At 58.4% G+C, this 17,241-nt stretch carries 16 protein-coding genes and 1 pseudogene; 14 read left to right on the top strand and 3 right to left on the bottom strand.

Features of this window, described 5'->3' with window-relative positions:
* Positions 1-60: 60 nt before the first annotated feature.
* From AC1RZR_RS32125 to AC1RZR_RS32110, 4 genes are all read left to right on the top strand, one after another.
* Positions 61-1,023 (top strand): dihydrodipicolinate synthase family protein, encoded by a 963-nt coding sequence (locus AC1RZR_RS32125; protein WP_481827134.1) that lies wholly within the window; start codon positions 61-63, stop codon positions 1,021-1,023.
* Between the two features lie 3 nt (positions 1,024-1,026).
* A complete protein-coding gene (locus AC1RZR_RS32120) occupies positions 1,027-1,803 on the top strand; it encodes an enoyl-CoA hydratase-related protein (RefSeq protein ID WP_481827133.1) in 777 nt (258 codons plus the stop codon).
* Positions 1,804-1,880: 77 nt separating this feature from the next.
* Complete coding sequence (locus AC1RZR_RS32115; protein WP_481827132.1) at positions 1,881-3,494, top strand: GMC family oxidoreductase; 1,614 nt, start codon at positions 1,881-1,883, stop codon at positions 3,492-3,494.
* Between the two features lie 19 nt (positions 3,495-3,513).
* Complete coding sequence (locus tag AC1RZR_RS32110; RefSeq protein WP_477271339.1) at positions 3,514-3,801, top strand: hypothetical protein; 288 nt, start codon at positions 3,514-3,516, stop codon at positions 3,799-3,801.
* Between the two features lie 308 nt (positions 3,802-4,109).
* Here AC1RZR_RS32110 and AC1RZR_RS32105 read toward each other — a convergent pair.
* Together AC1RZR_RS32105 and AC1RZR_RS32100 are read right to left on the bottom strand one after the other, a co-directional pair.
* Positions 4,110-4,372: pseudogene (locus AC1RZR_RS32105) on the bottom strand (3-keto-5-aminohexanoate cleavage protein); the annotation flags it as partial.
* Between the two features lie 589 nt (positions 4,373-4,961).
* Positions 4,962-5,990, bottom strand: coding sequence for a LacI family DNA-binding transcriptional regulator (locus tag AC1RZR_RS32100; RefSeq protein WP_481827131.1), 1,029 nt, complete (start codon positions 5,988-5,990; stop codon positions 4,962-4,964).
* Between the two features lie 339 nt (positions 5,991-6,329).
* On the opposite strand from AC1RZR_RS32100, the gene AC1RZR_RS32095 reads away from it, so the two are divergent.
* The 9 genes from AC1RZR_RS32095 (at position 6,330) to AC1RZR_RS32055 (ending at position 14,307) form a co-directional block, all read left to right on the top strand.
* Positions 6,330-7,295 (top strand): substrate-binding domain-containing protein, encoded by a 966-nt coding sequence (locus tag AC1RZR_RS32095; protein WP_477271335.1) that lies wholly within the window; start codon positions 6,330-6,332, stop codon positions 7,293-7,295.
* Between the two features lie 98 nt (positions 7,296-7,393).
* Complete coding sequence (locus AC1RZR_RS32090; RefSeq protein WP_481827130.1) at positions 7,394-8,449, top strand: ABC transporter permease; 1,056 nt, start codon at positions 7,394-7,396, stop codon at positions 8,447-8,449.
* An 11-nt stretch (positions 8,450-8,460) separates the two neighbouring features.
* Positions 8,461-9,285, top strand: coding sequence for an ATP-binding cassette domain-containing protein (locus AC1RZR_RS32085; protein WP_481827129.1), 825 nt, complete (start codon positions 8,461-8,463; stop codon positions 9,283-9,285).
* A gap of 89 nt (positions 9,286-9,374) precedes the next feature.
* Entirely contained in the window at positions 9,375-10,376 is a 1,002-nt protein-coding gene (locus tag AC1RZR_RS32080) for a Gfo/Idh/MocA family oxidoreductase (protein WP_481827128.1), read from the top strand.
* On the top strand, positions 10,373-11,332 hold the full coding sequence (locus AC1RZR_RS32075; protein ID WP_477271327.1) for a sugar phosphate isomerase/epimerase family protein: 960 nt from the start codon (positions 10,373-10,375) through the stop codon (positions 11,330-11,332). The genes AC1RZR_RS32080 and AC1RZR_RS32075 overlap by 4 nt, the downstream gene beginning before the upstream one ends.
* A gap of 1 nt (position 11,333) precedes the next feature.
* Positions 11,334-12,107, top strand: a complete 774-nt coding sequence (locus AC1RZR_RS32070; RefSeq protein WP_481827127.1) for a TIM barrel protein — start codon at positions 11,334-11,336, stop codon at positions 12,105-12,107.
* A gap of 37 nt (positions 12,108-12,144) precedes the next feature.
* On the top strand, positions 12,145-13,146 hold the full coding sequence (iolG, locus tag AC1RZR_RS32065; protein ID WP_481829170.1) for an inositol 2-dehydrogenase: 1,002 nt from the start codon (positions 12,145-12,147) through the stop codon (positions 13,144-13,146).
* A 416-nt stretch (positions 13,147-13,562) separates the two neighbouring features.
* Positions 13,563-13,862 (top strand): MurR/RpiR family transcriptional regulator, encoded by a 300-nt coding sequence (locus tag AC1RZR_RS32060; protein WP_477271323.1) that lies wholly within the window; start codon positions 13,563-13,565, stop codon positions 13,860-13,862.
* Between the two features lie 250 nt (positions 13,863-14,112).
* Positions 14,113-14,307, top strand: coding sequence for a hypothetical protein (locus AC1RZR_RS32055; RefSeq protein ID WP_477271321.1), 195 nt, complete (start codon positions 14,113-14,115; stop codon positions 14,305-14,307).
* A 442-nt stretch (positions 14,308-14,749) separates the two neighbouring features.
* Here the strand turns inward: AC1RZR_RS32055 and AC1RZR_RS32050 are convergent, their stop codons facing one another.
* Complete coding sequence (locus tag AC1RZR_RS32050) at positions 14,750-15,571, bottom strand: helix-turn-helix domain-containing protein (protein WP_481827126.1); 822 nt, start codon at positions 15,569-15,571, stop codon at positions 14,750-14,752.
* 104 nt (positions 15,572-15,675) lie between these two features.
* Here AC1RZR_RS32050 and AC1RZR_RS32045 point away from each other — a divergent pair, with 104 nt between their 5' ends.
* Positions 15,676-17,238: an ABC transporter substrate-binding protein gene (locus AC1RZR_RS32045; protein ID WP_481827125.1), complete on the top strand. Its 1,563-nt coding sequence runs from the start codon at positions 15,676-15,678 to the stop codon at positions 17,236-17,238.
* The last annotated feature ends 3 nt before the right edge of the window (positions 17,239-17,241 follow it).

Here is a 17,241-nt window from a genome sequence, read left to right as displayed (position 1 = left end):
CCTGGACAACGGGACGCCGCACTGGCGCGGCGTCCCGAAATTTCAGATAGGAACTGGATGATGAGCGATAAGAAACCGTTTGCTGCCCATGGCGTCATTCCCGCCTGCCTGATGCCGTTCACCGCCGATCTGGCTGTCGATGAGAGCGCCTACCGCAAGCACCTCGCTGACGTCTCCTCGGTCGAAGGTATTTCCGGCATCACCATCAATGGTCATGCGGCAGAAGTGCACGCGCTCACCATCGACGAGCAATACCGCGCGATCGTGGTAACCAAGGATGTGTTGCAGGATCAGGTTCCGACCATTGTCGGTGTCTACACAAACTCCAGCCTCGAGGCCGCGCGCATCGCTGCTTATGCCGCGCGGGAGGGTGCCGACGCGCTGCTGGTTTTCCCGCCGGACTTCATGACGCTCGGTGGGCACCTGCGGCCAGAGATGATCGTCGAGCATCTGAAGCGCATCTCCGATGCCTCCAACCTTCCCATCATCCTGTTCCAGTATCCGCTGGCGTCGAACCTTGCCTACCCGCTACAGACATTGCTCGACCTCTGCCGTCGTTTTCCCTCGATCGTCGCGATCAAGGACCAGTGCGGCGATGGCAATTTGCATGAACGCCAGATCCGCGAATTGAAAGCTCTCGACCGTCCGGTCAACACCCTCACCACCCACAGCGCCTGGCTACTCGGCTCGCTGGCGCTTGGTTGCGACGGGCTCTTGTCGGGCGCCGGCAGCGTCATCGCCAGCCTTCAGGTTGCGCTGTACCGCGCCGTGCAGGCAAACGATCTCAAGACTGCCAAGGCGATCAATGACCGCATCTATCCGACGGTACGGGCCTTCTATGACGCGCCGCTTCTCGACATGCACAATCGCATGAAAGAGGCGCTGGTGCTGCTCGGGCGACTGGACGAAGCTCATGTCCGGCCCCCATTGTTGAAGCCAGGCCCTGCCGAGATCGAGAAGATCCGGGGGCTGCTGGCCGAGGCTGGTCTGCGTTCGGAGACGCTTTACAGGAAGGTCGCCTGATCGATGATGGACCGCCTCGTTCAGGCAGTGGAACCGGCGCCCGGCATCAGACTGCTGACGCTCAACCGGCCGGACAAGCTGAACGCGTTGTCCAAAGCGCTGCTAGGCGAATTGAGCCAACTGCTTGCTGGCTATGACGCCGACACAGAAGTCGGCTGCGTGGTGCTGACGGGTGCCGGTCGCGCGTTTGCGGCGGGCGCCGACATCTCTGACATGCTGGAACGCGGCGTCGCCTCCTACACCGATCCGGAGCGCCTGGCATGCTGGCGCGCCATAGAGGGCTTCTCCAAGCCGATTATCGCCGCCGTGAATGGCTATGCGCTCGGCGGCGGGCTGGAGCTTGCGCTTCTGTGCGACATCATCATTGCCTCGCAGGCAGCTCAATTCGCGACTCCTGAAATCAAGATCGGCTCGTTTCCCGGCGATGGCGGCACCCAGCGTCTGCCACGCCTCGTCGGCAAATCCTTTGCCATGCAGATGGTCCTGACCGGCGAAATGGTCAATGCGACCCTCGCCGAGCGCAAAGGATTGGTCAGCGAAGTCATGGCGGCCGACAGGCTCCTGCCACGGGCGCTGGAGATCGCCGCTGCGATCGCCGCCAAGTCGGTTGCCATCACGCCCTATGCCAAGAAGGCCGTTCTGGCGGCATTCGAAACCGAACTGCAAGGCGGGCTCGAGATTGAGCACCGGCTGACCGTCGAGGCATTCGGCAAGGAGGACCGGATTGAAGGCCTGCGAGCCTTTGCCGAGAAACGGGCGCCGGCCTTCAGGGGCAAATAGGACTGAGGGAGCAAGGTCCGCCCGGGTTTCGTTGCGCGGACGGAGAAGGTGCCTTCGGGCGCGAGTGGAGGCAGAATATGTGGGATTACATTATTGTCGGCGCGGGCTCGGCCGGTTGTGTGCTGGCAAACCGCCTGTCCGAGGATCCTGACGTCAATGTCCTGCTGCTGGAGGCTGGCAGCCGGGATTGGAATCCGATGATCCATATTCCTGGCGGCATCGGCAAGCTGTTCGGACCGGGCGTCAACTGGCGGTTCCACACGGTGCCGCAGAAGAACCTCGACAACCGCTCCATCTGGTATCCGCAAGGCAAGACGCTTGGTGGCTCGAGCTCGATCAACGCGATGATCTACATCCGATGCCAAAAGGAGGACTACGACAATTGGGCAGCACGCGGAAACGACGGCTGGGCTTATGAGGATGTTTTGCCCTATTTCCGTAAATCCGAGGACAATGACCGGCTCGCCAATCGCTATCACGGGCAGGGCGGTCCGCTCGCAGTTTCGGATCAGGTCGGCCCGCACCCATTGACCCGGGCCTTTGTCCGCGCCGTGCAACAATATGGCCTGCCGTTCAATCCAGACTTCAACGGCGACACCATGTACGGCGCCGGCTTCTACCAGGTCACCTGTCGCGATGGCCGCCGCCGCTCGTCCGCCGTCTCCTATCTGCATCCCGTCAGCAGACGGCCCAATTTGACGGTCAGGACACATGCCCGGGTTACAAGGATCGTTGTCGAGAACGGCCGCGCCGTCGGCGTCGAGCTTTCCGAGGGCAAATCGCGGGAGGTGCTGCGGGCCGAAAGCGAGGTGATCGTATCGGCAGGAGCCATCAACTCGCCCCGCCTGCTGATGCTGTCCGGTATCGGACCTGCCGACGAGTTGAAAGCTCTTGGGATCGCGCCAATCGCCGATCTCAGCGGTGTCGGTCGGAACCTCCAGGACCATCTCTGCACCAACGTCCATGTGACGCTCAAGGATCCGATCAGCTATGACGGCCAGGATCGCTATCCCAAGGCGCTCCTGCACGGCATTCGCTGGTTGCTCTATCGCAATGGCCCTGCCGCCTCGGTCATCGTCGAGGGCGGCGGCTTCTTCCAGAGCGAGGGAGCGAAGCGGCCCGACCTTCAGATTCACATCGCGCCAGCGATGGTGGTGCGCGGCGGCCAGACGCGGCTCGACGGACATGGTTTTACCATCAACTCGACATTCCTTCGGCCACGTAGCATCGGCTCGGTGAACCTGCGCTCATCGAACCCCGCCGACGAGCCGCTGGTCGACCCCAACTATCTATCCGATCCCTACGATCGCGGCATGGCGCTGAAATCTGTGCGGATCATCCGCGATGTGCTGGCGCAGAGCGAAATCGCCAAGTTCATCAAGGTCGAAAGATTGCCTGGGCCGAACGCCAGAACCGACGAGGATCTGATGGCCTATATCAGGCAATATGCCTGCTGCGACTATCACCCTGTTGGCACCTGCAAGATGGGCGTCGACGAAACCGCAGTCGTGGATCCCGACCTGCGCGTGCGCGGACTCGACGGTCTGCGGGTGATCGACTCATCGATCATGCCGGTCCTGATCAGCGGCAACACCAATGGGCCAACGATGATGATCGGCGAAAAGGGCGCAGATCTGGTCAAGGGGGTCCGGTCTGCACATGCCCGCCACGTGATCACAGCAGTAGCGTAAGTCTTCGGAGACCAGGCCGATGCAATTTCTTGTTTTGTCTCGCCGCCGAACGGACCAGTTCAGCAACGCGGATTTCGAACGGCTGGTGCCCAGCGAGGGTGCACAAGCCCGCCATCTCTATAGCATCGGCTTCACGCGCCAGATCTGGCATCGCGGCGACATGCCCGGCGCTTGCCAGGTGGTCGAGGCAATGGGTGAAGTTCACAAGAAGCTGGGGACGCTGCCGCTGGCGAGGGCAGGGATGCTCGATTTCGAAATCGTCCCACTGAAGCCCTACGCTGGTTTCGGTCTGGCTGAGCATGACTAAGCCGAAAGGTGCCTACTGGGCGCTAAGCAGTTGCATCCCCCGAGGGTGACTCGTGCTATCATGGCGTGCTCACAATGTCAGCATGGATGTCCACCTGATAGTCTAGCCCCCCTTTTACCCAGTGCCGAAGCCCATCATTCACGACGCGAAGGGCAGCTTCGCGGCGCATGTCGGCCGTTGAGCAGGTCTAGCCGCATCCCAAAAGCCCAGAGGCGAGGCGGCACGTTTGCACCAGTAGCGAAGCGGAGCCAAGGCAGCTTTTGACCCAAGTGGAAATTTCGCTTTTCGGTGACGTCGAACGGCAAGATCCTTGGCATGCCTATAGGCCGCAGTGTTCGCTTCTGGGCGGCAATGCGGAACGGCGCATTGGCCGCCCATAGCCGCGATAGTCGCGACGCTCGACGATCTCGCAGAAGAAACCTTCGCTGTAGGTCTGGCTGTAGAGCTGGAAATAGTCGCCGCCCTAATCGCAATCGAACAGGATGTTTCGGGCTCGCAACCGGTTGGTGAATTCAGGTTCGAGCCCGAGGCGAGCTTCGAGATCGTCGTAGTAGTTCGGGGAAATCTCCAACCGCCCAGATCGCCTTCGCGGTATTGCCCCGACCCCGGCGGAAGGTCGAGTGCGTCTAGATAGAAATCCCCTGTCCCCTCCTATCTATCTAGCCAGCGACCTCGGAACGACTGAACGGCCTCTCTGCTACTTTGGCGGTGCCGCCTTTTCCCGCGGCAGTTCGCGTGTGGGTATGCAGACGACGAGGATCGATTTGTCTCAGCGATCCAACTCGCCGCTTGGATAGTGGATTGCTTTGCCGATCTTGGCAACGATCGCCCGATCCGCATGCAACGCTAGTTGCGAAGAGTTCCTTCGCTTACCTGTCCCGCGATAGCGAGCGATGACTTCTTCAGGGGTGACGTAGTTCGGGTCAGGCATGGGCGTTATAGATAGCAGAGGTGTGCAACAGCTTGTTGCACCCGCGACCCCGTCGGATCGAGACCTGTGGCGAATGCCGGCGCCGTCACTGCGGACTTCTCGTCGTGACCCGAAGTTGCCATTGAAGGGTTCAGGCGATGATAACTGCTTTGCGCCTCAAAGCGGACGTGAAGAGGTAGGTGCATCCCAGCCTGCCGTTTGGATGGCCAACTTAAGAGCCAAGTCGTCATCAAACGCTCTCCGGGCTGTACATATCGAATGGAAACGTGATCCTAAATACCCCGTTATCAGGACCTGCGTTCTTCGCCTTCACCAGGGTTGCAATAGTCTCTGATGCAAAACGCTCTATGGGGTGTGACAGGATCAGCGAAATCGTACCGTCTATCAAAGCAGCCCGCGTATCTTCAAAGAGTTCATAGCCTACGGTAACGAAGTCTTCCCGTTTTGGAGTAGCCCTGAGTGCGGCTATAGCACCTGTAACACCACCCCCTGAGATGAATAGTCCGCACATATCCGGATGGTCTGTCAGCAGCTTTTCGACATGTTCACGGGCAACCACGGCTGACTCGTAAGTTGGCAACGGTTCGAGCAGCGTGAATCCCGAATTATGTTCACGGAAGTAAGAACGAAACCCGCTTTCGTTCATTTCCTGGTTTCGCAATCGGTGGCTGCCCACAAGAATGCCTATTTTCCCCGGCTCTCTCACCATGCGGTCAAACGCCCATGCAGCGGTGCGTCCTACTTTCCAATTATCGAGCCCCACAAAGCTGATGCCTCCCTTGGACGTGAGGGGGCCGATAAGTGAAACGACCGGGACGCCGCTTTCAAGAACTGCGTCAATCGCGTCAGCAACGGCAGGATGCTGCGGCGCTACAATCGCAAGTGCTTCGCACCGCCCTCCGAGCGACTGAATATGTGCCGCGACTTTCTCCGGCGTGAGGTCTTCCATGTACTCGACCGTCAGATCGATATTGCAGGCAGGATGAACTTTCGCAGCTTGCGCAATTGAATCGCCGAGTAGGCGATAGAAGCGTCTCTCCCGTCGCTGCAGCAAAACCCCAACACGGAGAATCACCTCTTGTGCCTTCGCCGCCTGCTTGATGGTGCCAAGTCCATAGAAGCCGATTTCCTCAGCGGCTGCCAAAACGCGTGTGCGTGTATTGCTCCGGACCGATTCAGGTTCGGACAGTACTCGATTGACCGTTGACACGGATACACCTGCAGCTTTTGCCAAGTCTGGAATGGTTGGTCTCTTCATGTCAAAAATTCCATTACTCTGGTTTCGGCATCTCAAAAAATATCATCCATACAAGTTTTCGAAATGATTTGAGACGAAAATTCTGAAGCGATAGTAATCCAGATTGACCTGAACGATGTCAACGTAGCATTCATTACGCGTTGGCGGTGCTCAGCGATCTAGGAGCCGTCAGCGCTTTGGGGGGAGGCCCAGCGCACAATTTGGACGAGGAGGCTCAACGTCGTTGTGTTGAGATCGCGGACCTGCGCGTGTCTACCGGGATCGGCCGCACGGCCAAAAAAAGGCAAAAAAGTATGTCGAGCCGCAGCCATGCGGCTTTAACCTGAGGAGGAATTCGACATGTCGTTCACCAAGAAAATCGCTACCGCAGCCATGGCATTCATGCTGGCATCCAGCGCTCAAGCGGGTGACACGGATATCGCCGTCATCGTGGGTTCGGCCCAAGATGGCTTCTGGAACATGGTCAAGAAGGGCGTCGATGATGCTTCGCTGATGGTCAAGGCTAATGGCGGCACCGTCAATTTCATGCAGACCCAAAACTATGACAACTTCGGGCCGGACCTCGCTTCGCTAATCGAACAGGCAGTAGCCCAGGGTGCTAAAGGCATTGCTATCCCGAACTGGCTTCCAGAATCCGAAACCCCTGCCCTCAAGGCTGCGCGGGAGAAGGGCGTGGTGATCATCTCTTTCAACGCTGGCCAGAGTGAGATGGATAATTACGGCTCGCTAAACTATTTCGGGTCGGACGAATATCTGGCAGGGGTTGAGGGTGGGAAGTATCTCGCTTCTCATGGCGCAAAGAAAATCCTTTGCCACATCCAGAACCCAGGTGCCGTAAATCTCGAGACCCGCTGCAAGGGCGTTCAAGACGGTGCGAAGAAAGCTGGCGCAGACACCTTCATCCTCCGTGTTCCTGCTAACCTTGACCAGGACATGAATGGTACCTCTGAAGCAATCAAATCCGAGCTGATCGCCGATCCGTCCATCGACGCCGTCATCACGCTCGCCGCATGGGCTGCAGACGCTGCCGCTAGCTCCATCGAACAGCAGAGCAAGACCGGCAAGATTGAGCTTGGCACCTTTGATATGTCGGCCTCGGTTCTGGATCGCATTTCAAAGGGCACCCAGACCTTCGCAATCGACCAGCAGCCTTATCTGCAGGGGTTCCTCGCAACCTCCATGCTGTTTGCAAACCTGAAGTTCGGCACTGCGATTGCGACGAAGCCGGTTCTGACTGGCCCCGCGATTGTCGACAAGACCAATGTTGCTTCGGCAATCGAAGGCGTCAAACTCGGCGCACGTTGAGGCTGGCCCGAGGCTGAGACCTGGCCGCTAACCTGGCCGGGTCTCATCCATGCTCCCTCTATGCAACTTCGTCTGCGGCAACTGAGGATTTTGCTTCCATGACCGCCACAAACCTGAGAACCAGCACCGTTGAAACACCCGCCATCGAGAGTGAATCGGCCATTTCATCCATCAAGGCCTTTTTTCGCACCCCTGCCGCTGGTGCTTTCATGGGTTTCGTGGCTGTATTCATCCTTTTTGCGATGTTCGGATATAGCCGCAACTTTTTGTCCGTGGCTGGTGTAACTACGTGGGTGAACTTCGCGTCACTCATAGGAATGATTGCAATTCCGGTCGGGTTCCTGATGATTGCCGGTGAACTCGATATTTCAACCGGTGCTGTACTTCCCGCCTCCACGATGACAGTTGCTATTGTCTGCGAGCACTATCAGATGCCTGTGCTTGTCGGTGTAGCTGCAGCGCTTGCCATCGGTGCACTGATCGGCTTCATCAATGGATACATCGTAACCCACACGCGCGTGCCGTCGTTCATAGTGACATTGGCGACGCTCTTTGCAGTGGCAGGCCTCACGCTCTACCTGTCGATCTTCTTCATCAACAACACCAATTCCTTCTATCATGCGCCAGATTGGGCTAAATCGCTCTTCGGCGGGAAGGTATATGGCTTCAATTCTTCCGTCTTCTGGTGGGGTGGGCTTGTCGCAGCATTCGTCTTCTTTCTGCACTACTCTCCCAAGGGAAGCTGGGTCTTTGCTCTTGGTGGAGACCAAGAAAGCGCGAGAAACGCAGGTATTCCTGTAGCCAGGATGAAGATTGCACTCTTCATGCTGTGTTCCATGTCGGCGACCTTTGCTGGCGTCCTTCAGGTGATGACATTCAGCTCCGCAACGTCTCAGGCCAATTTTGGCCTAATCTTCAACACCATTATCGCCGTGGTCGTAGGTGGCGTTCTCCTCACGGGTGGTTTTGGTACTGTAATGGGCATTGTCTTCGGGGTGCTCACCCTTTCCATTGTTACCCAAGCTATTGGTTTCACAGAGATCGACAGAAACCTGTCTTTCCTAATTATCGGTGTCATGCTTTTGATCGCTGTCCTGCTCAATGACACGTTTCGTCACTTGGCCACCAGCTGGTCGACGTTCAAGAAGAAATAGGGAGAGCGGCAATGTCCGATAAGAAACCCGTTCTCGAGTTTCGAAGCGTCGACAAATCGTTTGGCCATATTGATGTTCTGAACGATATCAGCCTCAAGGTCGGTGAAGGTGAAGTGCTCTGCCTGCTCGGCGACAACGGCGCGGGTAAGTCGACGCTCATCAAAACGCTGTCTGGTGTCTATCAGCCGACGCGTGGCGAAATTCTGATGGATGGTCAGCCCGCACTGTTCTCCAGTCCCCGTGAGGCTCAGGAACGCGGGATAGCTACGGTTCACCAATTCGGTGGGACATATCCATTGATGTCCATAGCACGTAACTTTTTCATGGGTTCGGAGCCGACAAAGGGTTGGGGACCGTTCAAATATTTCGACCGCAAAACCGCCGCTCGAGTGGCAGTTGCAGAGATTCAGAAAATGGGGATCACACGCATCACCGACGGTAATCGTTTGGTCGGTGGCCTGTCCGGAGGGGAACGCCAGTCGCTCGCGATTGCCCGTGCTGTCTATTTCGGAGCTCGTGTTCTCATTCTTGACGAGCCGACGGCAGCCCTCGGCGTCAAGCAGGCTGCTCACGTACTGCGTATCGTCAATGAAGCTAAGCGTCGTGGCCTGGCGGTTATTTTCATCACCCATCAGGTGATGCATGCCATGGCAGTGGGCGATCACTTCGCAGTGCTCATTCGTGGTGCAATTGCAGCTGACTTCCGCAAGGGGGAAAAGACACGCGAGCAGATCGCTGATCTGATGGCCGGTGGTGAATCCATGGCGAGTCTCGAAGCCTCTATTGAAGGCTATATGGAGACCCATGACGGTCTTCCGCCACCCCCCGCTCACTGAGTGAATATGGGCATAGCCGCCAGGTAGCGGAATTTGTTGAATGGAAAGCGGTTGGGCTTTGTACCAACCGAACGCAAGGAGTTTGTCCAATGGTGCGTGTAGCAGTCATTGGTGCAGGGCTGATGGGCGCTGACCACGCCAGGATCGTCGTGGAGGAAATGCCGGGCGCGTGCCTTCAGGTGGTCTGCGACATGGATGAAGTCCGCGCTCGCAAGGTGGCCGATGCCCATGGTGCGGCAGACGTTGCAAGTAATCCGGAAGGCGTGATTGCCCGTGCCGATGTGGATGCGGTGATCGTCGCGAGCCCGGACTTCACTCATGCGCCTCTGTCACTCGCCTGCATCAGCGCGGGCAAGAAGGTGCTCTGCGAAAAGCCCCTATCGCAGTCCTCGGCCGAATGCCTCTCGATCATGCAGGCCGAACAGGAAGTTGGTCAAAAGTTCGTCCAGCTCGGCTTCATGCGGCGCTACGACCAGTCCTATGTCGAGATGAAAGAGGCAATTGAAAATGGCACGCTCGGCCGAGTCCTGATGATGCACAACTTCCACCGCAATGTGGAAACGCCAGCCTCCGACTTCACCGGTGCCATGGCAATCACCAATTCCGCCCCGCATGAGTTCGACGTCGTGCGCCATGTACTTGGCACCGAATATGCCTGGATCTCTGCCTTCCAGCCGAAGCGCTCTGATCGACGCGTCGCGCCGGTCTTGATGGTCCTCGAAACCGTCGATGGCCAGCTCGTCAACATCGAGATCAACAACAACGCTGCGTACGGCTACGACGTTCGTGCCGAGCTCGTGGGCGAGCAGGCGAGTATTTCCATGAGCCATGTCGCTTATACCCATCTCGAACGCTCGCTTGGCGTCCACACCGGCTACGATGCCGATTGGCGGACCCGCTATTTCGATGCCTATCGCCGCCAGAACCGCGCCTTCCTACGCTTCGTCGACACAGACGCGTTTCCCGAAATCGCATCAAGCTGCTGGGATGGCTATGCCGCTGCAGTTGCCGCCGAGGCAGGCGTAACGGCACTCGCTTCCGGGCAGAAGCAGGTCGTCACCATGATTTCCAAGCCGGAGTTCTACGAATGAAACTGGGTTTTGTATCTGACAGCCTCGGCGGCATGCCGCTCGACGACCTTCTCGACAACGCTGCACGCATGGCCGTCTCCGGTATTGAGGTCAACACCTGCGGCTGGTCGACCGCACCGCATTTCGATCTCAAATCCATGCTGGGTAACCCGGTCGCGCAGAAGGACTTCCTCAAGGGCTTTTCAGATCGTGGGCTTGATGTGATCAGCCTCAATGCTAATGGCAATCCGCTTCACCCGTCCGATCCGGCTCAGGGCGAAGGTCTGAAGAACACCATCCGGGTCGCAGGCGAGATGGGCATCAAGACGGTCTGCACCATGTCTGGCCTGCCTGCGGGCAATCCGTCCGATACCATGCCAAACTGGGTCGTCTCTTCCTGGCCTCCGGAAACGCAAGCTATCCTCAAATACCAGTGGGAAGAAAAACTCTTCCCGTTCTGGACCGAGATCGTGGCGCTGGCAAATGAATGCGGTGTGGGAAAGATTGCGCTCGAACTGCATGGCAACCAGTGCGTCTACAATGTGCCGTCGCTCCTGAAACTCCGTCAAGAAGTCGGCCCCGTCGTTGGCGCGAACCTCGATCCCTCGCACCTCTTCTGGATGGGAGCCGATCCGCTGATAGCAGCCGAGGCATTGGGGGAGGCCGTCTATCACGTCCATGCCAAGGACACATTCCTGAACGCGCCCAAACAGGCAGTGACCAGCCTCCTCGAAAACGGCAACCTGACCGACATTCCAGCCCGCTCCTGGTCATACATCACACTCGGCTTCGGCCACAGTGAGAAGTGGTGGCGACAGTTTTGCTATCGCCTGAAGATGGCTGGCTACGACGGCTGGCTTTCAATCGAGCATGAGGACGTGCTTCTCAACTCACTTGAGGGCCTCGAAAATTCCGTGGCCCTTCTCAAGGGCGTCATGCCGGTTGCATCGGCCGATTTCAAACTTCAGGAAATCTAAGATGAGCTTCCAACTTGCCGCTTGCGCCGAAATGCTCTGGCGCGACAAACCAATCGAATGGCGGGCAAGCCGCCTGAAAGAAATGGGCTTCGGCGTCGGCCTTTGGAACTGGCCCGCCTGGAATCTTGATGCGCTTGAAAAAACCGGTGCCACCTTCACTATCATGAATGGCTATCTCGAAGGTCGCCTCACCGATGCAGAAGGTTGTGAGATGCTTTTGGCGTCTGCCACGGAAACGGCGAAGGTCGGCAAGCGACTCGGTGTCCACCGCCTCAATCTGCATGGCACAGGGCTTGGCGACATGGGCATTCCGATCCCGAAGATCGGTGCCTCCGCGCCGGGCAAGGAACAGCGGGCTCGCGATACACTCAACCGCATCTGCGATCTGGCAGAAGCCGAGGGTCAGGTCTTCACGTTAGAAAACCTCAACCCAATCGATCATCCCGGCTGCCCCTTCGGCTCGACGGCAGACGTGCTTGCGCTCGTTGCAGCCGTCAACCGCCCGCAACTGCGAATTAACCTCGATCTCTACCATACCCAGATCGGTGAAGGTGATCTTATCCGCTGGTGTGAAGCCTGCCTGCCCTGGATCGGGGAAGTTCAGGTGGCTGATAATCCCGGCCGTTGCGAGCCGGGCACGGGCGAAGTGAACTGGCATGGCGTCGCAAAAGCCCTGAAATCCATGGACTACGCGGGGCCGGTCGGTATGGAAGCCTTTGCCTCCGGTGATCCGGAAGCTGCACTCGAAGCCTTCCGCACCGCTTTCACTATCTGAGGTTGTTTTCCTGAGAGGATCATCCGTGTCATCCACCATCCTGAACGTCGGCCTTTTAGGCGCAGGCCGTATTGCTGGCGTCCATGCCACCGCCATTTCCACCAATCCCGGCAGCCGCCTTGCGGCTGTCTCCGACATCAATCAGGCCGCCGCTGAGAAGATCGCGGCCCAGTATGGCGCCGAAGCCCGCTCGACCGATGCGATCCTCAATGATCCCGCCATCAATGCCGTGCTGATTGCCACCTCCACCGATACCCATTCCGACTTGATCGAGCGGGCGGCGGCAGCGGGCAAGGCCGTGCTTTGTGAAAAGCCTGTCGACCTCAGCCTTGCAAGGGCACAGGCTTGTCAGAAGGTGGCCGCCGCTACCGGCAAGCCGGTGATGATAGGCTTCAACCGCCGTTTCGATCCCAACTTTTCGGCTCTCAAGGCAGCAGCCGACCGTGGTGAAATCGGCAAGACGGAACTGCTCTCGATCACCTCTTTCGACCCCGCGCCGCCGCCGATCGCCTATATCAAGGTTTCGGGTGGTCTTTTCCGCGACATGATGATCCATGATTTCGACATGGCTAATTTCATTATGGGGACAGCGCCGGTCTCCGTCTCGGCGGTGGGTACATCGATTGTCGATCCGGAAATTGGCGCGACAGGCGACGTCGATACCGCCGTCGTGACCCTTGCCTATGCGGATGGCCGAATCGCCGTCATCAAGAACAGCCGCCGAGCCGTCTATGGTTATGACCAGCGGCTGGAGCTTCTCGGCTCCGAAGGGCTGCTACAGGCGCAGAACATGTTGGAAAACACCTTGGTCAAGTCCACGACTTCCGGAGTCACGGGCGCAAAGCCCACCTATTTCTTCCTCGAACGCTACATGCCCGCCTATGCGGCGGAATGGGCAGCATTTGTCAACGCTGTGAAGACAGGCTCGGCTCTGCCGGTCAACCTTAATGATGGTGTCGCAGCACTCGCCATGGCGGAAGCTGCAACCCAGTCTGCAAAGAACGGATTCCCCGTGAAATTGGCAGAGGTTCTTGGCTGACCGTTCAGAGAAGCAAAATCCTCCTCCTGTCCGATCTAGACTAGCGGCGCCCCGAACTTCGGATCATGCCGCCGCATACTTACTGATTTACCGGAGGATGGTGCACGCGAAGGACTTGATCAACGAGCTGCTGCAATAACAGGTACCGGCCGCAGGATATCAGCTTCAACGATGGTGCGGACGGGAATGTTCGCCATCCGAAGGGACGGTTTCGTAGACTTCGATCCGGTCGTCCGCCTTGTGCGGATTGTGCCGGATGGCTCGTCGTCGAAGCGGGCGTGACCCCGCGATCGCGCCTCCGAGAGAGTACATAGCGCAGGCCTGTGTTCCATCCAGGCAAAGTTCAGGGGTTAGATGTCAACCTCCGACGGCCCTTCCCAATAAGTCATAGCCGAACATGCATCGGAAGCACAATCATGAGCACGGAAAAAACCATTCGAAACCCGACGAACATCGCCGAGCTAAAGGATATGATTGTAGCAACCAGGCTTAGCCTCCCAGAGCGACAGGAGCGCGTCGCACGCACGGCTCTCGCCCATCCGGAAATTGTAGCATTCGGCACCGCGCAATCGCTTGCGGACCGATGCGGAGTGTCGCCCTCAACCGTGGTCAGAGTGGCCACTGCTCTCGGGTTCGATAACTTCAGGGAGTTCCGACAGGTTTTCCGTCAGCACATCCGGGAGATTTCGATACGAGCCGCGGACACCCTATGCTGACAGGAAAGCCGCAATAACCGCCACAATGAAATGAGTTCCATAGATCATCGTTATCCAACGTGAACCTAACCGATGATCGGTCCTTGGTTTGACCGCCTTTCAAGGCGGGCATCGCTCACTTTCGCAGTGGTACCCAATCGGAAATAGAAGATTAGCTCGCTGAACATCGGCTTTGCGCCCTCCTTCCCCGCCGGGAACGGGCATCCCAGCCCGAGTAAGAGGCGGCCTGCTGGCGATTCGACCCCCCTTCGTGGATGACGCGCTCGCGGTCAATCTGCGTGGAACTTTCTCTCTGACCCAGAGCATCGCACGCCGGATGGTAGAATCAAAAGCCGACGACGGCCGGACCCGGTCGATCGTCGTGATCTCGTCGGTCAGCGCGGCGATGGCGTTTGTCGAACGCGAGACCGTTGCTTGTCCGAAGCAGCGCTGCCGGTGCTCGTAAACCTGTTCGCAATAGGGCTCGCACTACATGGCGTCGGCGTATAGGAGGTGCGTCCCAGCATCATCCGTACACCCAAGACGGCAGGGGCCACCTCTGACGCGCTGATAGAGGATGGTCTGAACGCAGATGGGGAGGGGCCGAGGATGTCTCCCGGATCGTGCGCAGGCTAGTCGGTGGCGATTTTGTGTTTGCGACCGGCTCGGTTGTCCACGCCGATGGCGGGCTTTCTCTATCGCGACTTTGAGTTCCATACAGCGGATATCTACTCGCTACCAACTGACCAAGAGCTTTAGAAATTCCGGTTGTAAAACGACTGGGTCTCCGGTTTGCCTTGACAACAAAGGTCAGCCGGGATTCCGGTAATTTTCGGATCGGCCGCTCGACATCATGCGGGGCTGCGCTCAGGATCCGGCTCACGCGATGAGCCGCACCCTGTCGTGGCTCAGGGAGGCGCACGGCGATCCGCTCTTGGTGCCTGCACAGGCGCGGCGGCAATCGGCTGGGCCTCGGTCAGGTAGGACAGCACGGCCGGGGGTAGCGCTGTGGAATTGGGCGAATAGATGCCGCAACGCGATATAAGACTTCTCTTGCTGACGCGTTTCCCCAGATAATGCCAGACAGTGCGGGTGGCGTAGGGCAGATTGTTGGCTCGCCACGATATGCCCATAGTGACGCCCCGCAGGTAACGCCGCTGGTACGTTTCGAACGGCATGAGGATCGTCTGTCCAAAGGTAGGGGCCTCGCCGCGCGTCAGTTCCGTCAGGAAGATGCGCTCGTGGCGATACGCCGCCAGCCCGATGTACCGTGAACGCTGCACGATGCCGTTTTCGGTATCTTCGATGCGCTCAAGCGTGGAAACCAGAACTTGTCCGCCATTCTCGCGCAGGTGAGCGCAGGCACAGACGATCCGGTCAGGCCAGGACAGCGACGTGTGCCATGCCTGGTAGAATCCGAGATAGGGTTCGAGTGCATGCAGGTCGCCCGGAAAGGCATCCGCTAGCGGGCCTTTAAGGTCGCCCTGTCGGTGCCGCTCACCCAATTTGCTGCGGAACATACCCGGAGGAAGGTCGAAATCGGCTGGTTCGAGGCCAAAGGCTGACGCGATCGTCAGGAGATTATGGGCGGAAGGAAGGGCTCCCGCATTGAGGTAGCGGTTGAACTGCTGCCGGTTGATACCGATGGTGCGGCATAAATCGGATACCGATCTGTGCGTGCTGCAGGCGAGTTTTAGGTTGCTGCTGAAATTGGCCCATGGGTTGCCCATGGAGACAGTATAAACTCGCTTAAAAACGCTTCAAGCGACGAAATTGCGTTGCCGCGGGCTCTGCCTAGTATCGGCCACAAGCCTTCACTCCAAAGGGGAACCCAATGAGCGCTTCCAGCAGGTTATCGAGTCTCTCACGCCGTGATCTTCTTCAAGCGGGGGTGGCTCTGGGCCTTGTCGCAGCCGCAGGCTCGCTGGCGTCACCGGCCGTGGCGCAAACGCCAGTGCGGGGCGGACAATTGCGGCTGGGGCTCGATGGCGGCGCCTCCGCCGATACGCTCGACCCGGCCCTGGCGTCCTCCAGCGTCAATTTCGTGATCGCGCATTGCTGGGGCGATACGCTGGTCGAATCCGATCCCAAGACGGGCGCGGCGGTCCCCTCGCTGGCCGAATCCTGGTCTCCGTCGGCCGACGCCAAGGAGTGGACCTTCAAGATACGCAAGGACGTTCGTTTCCACGATGGCAAGGCATTTACTGTTAGCGATGCAGTCGAGACGTTGCGCCGCCACGCCGGAAAGAAATCGCAATCGGGCGCACTCGGTCTGCTGTCGGGGATAGACCGCATCGAGGAACGGGCGGGCGACATGGTGGTGACGCTGAAGGAGGCCAACGCTGACTTGCCGCTGATATTTACGGACTACCATCTTCAGATCCAGCCAGGCGGTGGCGTGGAAAAGCCGGCGGCAGCGATCGGCACTGGCCCCTACAAGCTGGTTGCGTTCGAGCCGGGCATTCGCGCCGCTTTCGAAAAAAACACCGACGACTGGCGCCAGGATCGGGGCTACGTCGACAGCGTCCTTATTACCGTGATGAACGACCTGACCGCGCGGACCAGCGCCTTGCGGTCCGGTCAGGTCGATTTCATCAGCACCGTCGGACCCAAGATCGTGCCGTTGCTGAAGCGGGTTCCGGGCGTCGAGATCCTGCGCACCTCCGGCAAGGGGTTCTATTCCTTCCTGATGCATTGCGACACCGCGCCCTTCGACAACAATGATCTGCGTCTGGCGCTCAAATATGCGATAGACCGCGAGGCTATTCTCAAGCGGGTTCTGGGCGGGTTCGGCACCATTGGCAATGATTACCCTATCAACGCCAACTATGCGCTCGCGCCCACCGATATAGAGCAGCGCAATTACGATCCCGACAAAGCTGCATTCCACTTCAAGAAGTCTGGCGTTCAGGATCCAATCCTGCTGCGCACTTCCGAGGCGGCGTTTCCCGGCGCGGTCGACGCGGCCCAGCTTTTCCAATTGAGCGCGGAAAAGGCTGGCATCAAGATCAATGTGCAGCGCGAGCCGAGTGACGGCTACTGGTCGGAAGTCTGGAACGTCAAGCCGTTCTGCACCTCCTTTTGGGGTGGTCGTCCGACGCAGGATGCGCGCTATTCCACTTCCTACGTTTCCAACGCGGAGTGGAACGACACCCGCTTCAGGCGGCCCGACTTCGACAATATGGTGGTGCAGGCGCGCGGTGAACTGGACGAGACCAAGCGGCGCGTACTCTACCGTGACATGGCGCTCATGGTGCGAGATGAGGGCGGCTTGATACTGCCGGTATTCAACGACTTCATCAACGCCTGCACAAGCCATCTCAAGGGTTTTGTTCCCGATATTGGCAATGACTTTTCCAATGGCCGCATTGCCAGCCGGGTCTGGCTGGAGGCTTGAATC

The sequence above is a fragment of the Mesorhizobium bavaricum genome (genome assembly GCF_056781655.1).
Note: the sequence above shows the minus strand (reverse complement) of the source record. Positions and strands in the feature narration are given on the sequence as shown.

Excerpts from the sequence above, each read along its gene's own strand:
- AC1RZR_RS32125 (WP_481827134.1), top strand. The coding sequence starts at position 61 with ATGAGCGATAAGAAACCGTTTGCTGCCCATGGCGTCATTCCCGCCTGC.
- AC1RZR_RS32120 (WP_481827133.1), top strand. The coding sequence starts at position 1,027 with ATGATGGACCGCCTCGTTCAGGCAGTGGAACCGGCGCCCGGCATCAGA.
- AC1RZR_RS32115 (WP_481827132.1), top strand. The coding sequence starts at position 1,881 with ATGTGGGATTACATTATTGTCGGCGCGGGCTCGGCCGGTTGTGTGCTG.
- AC1RZR_RS32110 (WP_477271339.1), top strand. The coding sequence starts at position 3,514 with ATGCAATTTCTTGTTTTGTCTCGCCGCCGAACGGACCAGTTCAGCAAC.
- AC1RZR_RS32100 (WP_481827131.1), bottom strand. The coding sequence starts at position 5,990 with ATGAAGAGACCAACCATTCCAGACTTGGCAAAAGCTGCAGGTGTATCC.
- AC1RZR_RS32095 (WP_477271335.1), top strand. The coding sequence starts at position 6,330 with ATGTCGTTCACCAAGAAAATCGCTACCGCAGCCATGGCATTCATGCTG.
- AC1RZR_RS32090 (WP_481827130.1), top strand. The coding sequence starts at position 7,394 with ATGACCGCCACAAACCTGAGAACCAGCACCGTTGAAACACCCGCCATC.
- AC1RZR_RS32085 (WP_481827129.1), top strand. The coding sequence starts at position 8,461 with ATGTCCGATAAGAAACCCGTTCTCGAGTTTCGAAGCGTCGACAAATCG.
- AC1RZR_RS32080 (WP_481827128.1), top strand. The coding sequence starts at position 9,375 with ATGGTGCGTGTAGCAGTCATTGGTGCAGGGCTGATGGGCGCTGACCAC.
- AC1RZR_RS32075 (WP_477271327.1), top strand. The coding sequence starts at position 10,373 with ATGAAACTGGGTTTTGTATCTGACAGCCTCGGCGGCATGCCGCTCGAC.
- AC1RZR_RS32070 (WP_481827127.1), top strand. The coding sequence starts at position 11,334 with ATGAGCTTCCAACTTGCCGCTTGCGCCGAAATGCTCTGGCGCGACAAA.
- AC1RZR_RS32060 (WP_477271323.1), top strand. The coding sequence starts at position 13,563 with ATGAGCACGGAAAAAACCATTCGAAACCCGACGAACATCGCCGAGCTA.
- AC1RZR_RS32050 (WP_481827126.1), bottom strand. The coding sequence starts at position 15,571 with ATGGGCAACCCATGGGCCAATTTCAGCAGCAACCTAAAACTCGCCTGC.
- AC1RZR_RS32045 (WP_481827125.1), top strand. The coding sequence starts at position 15,676 with ATGAGCGCTTCCAGCAGGTTATCGAGTCTCTCACGCCGTGATCTTCTT.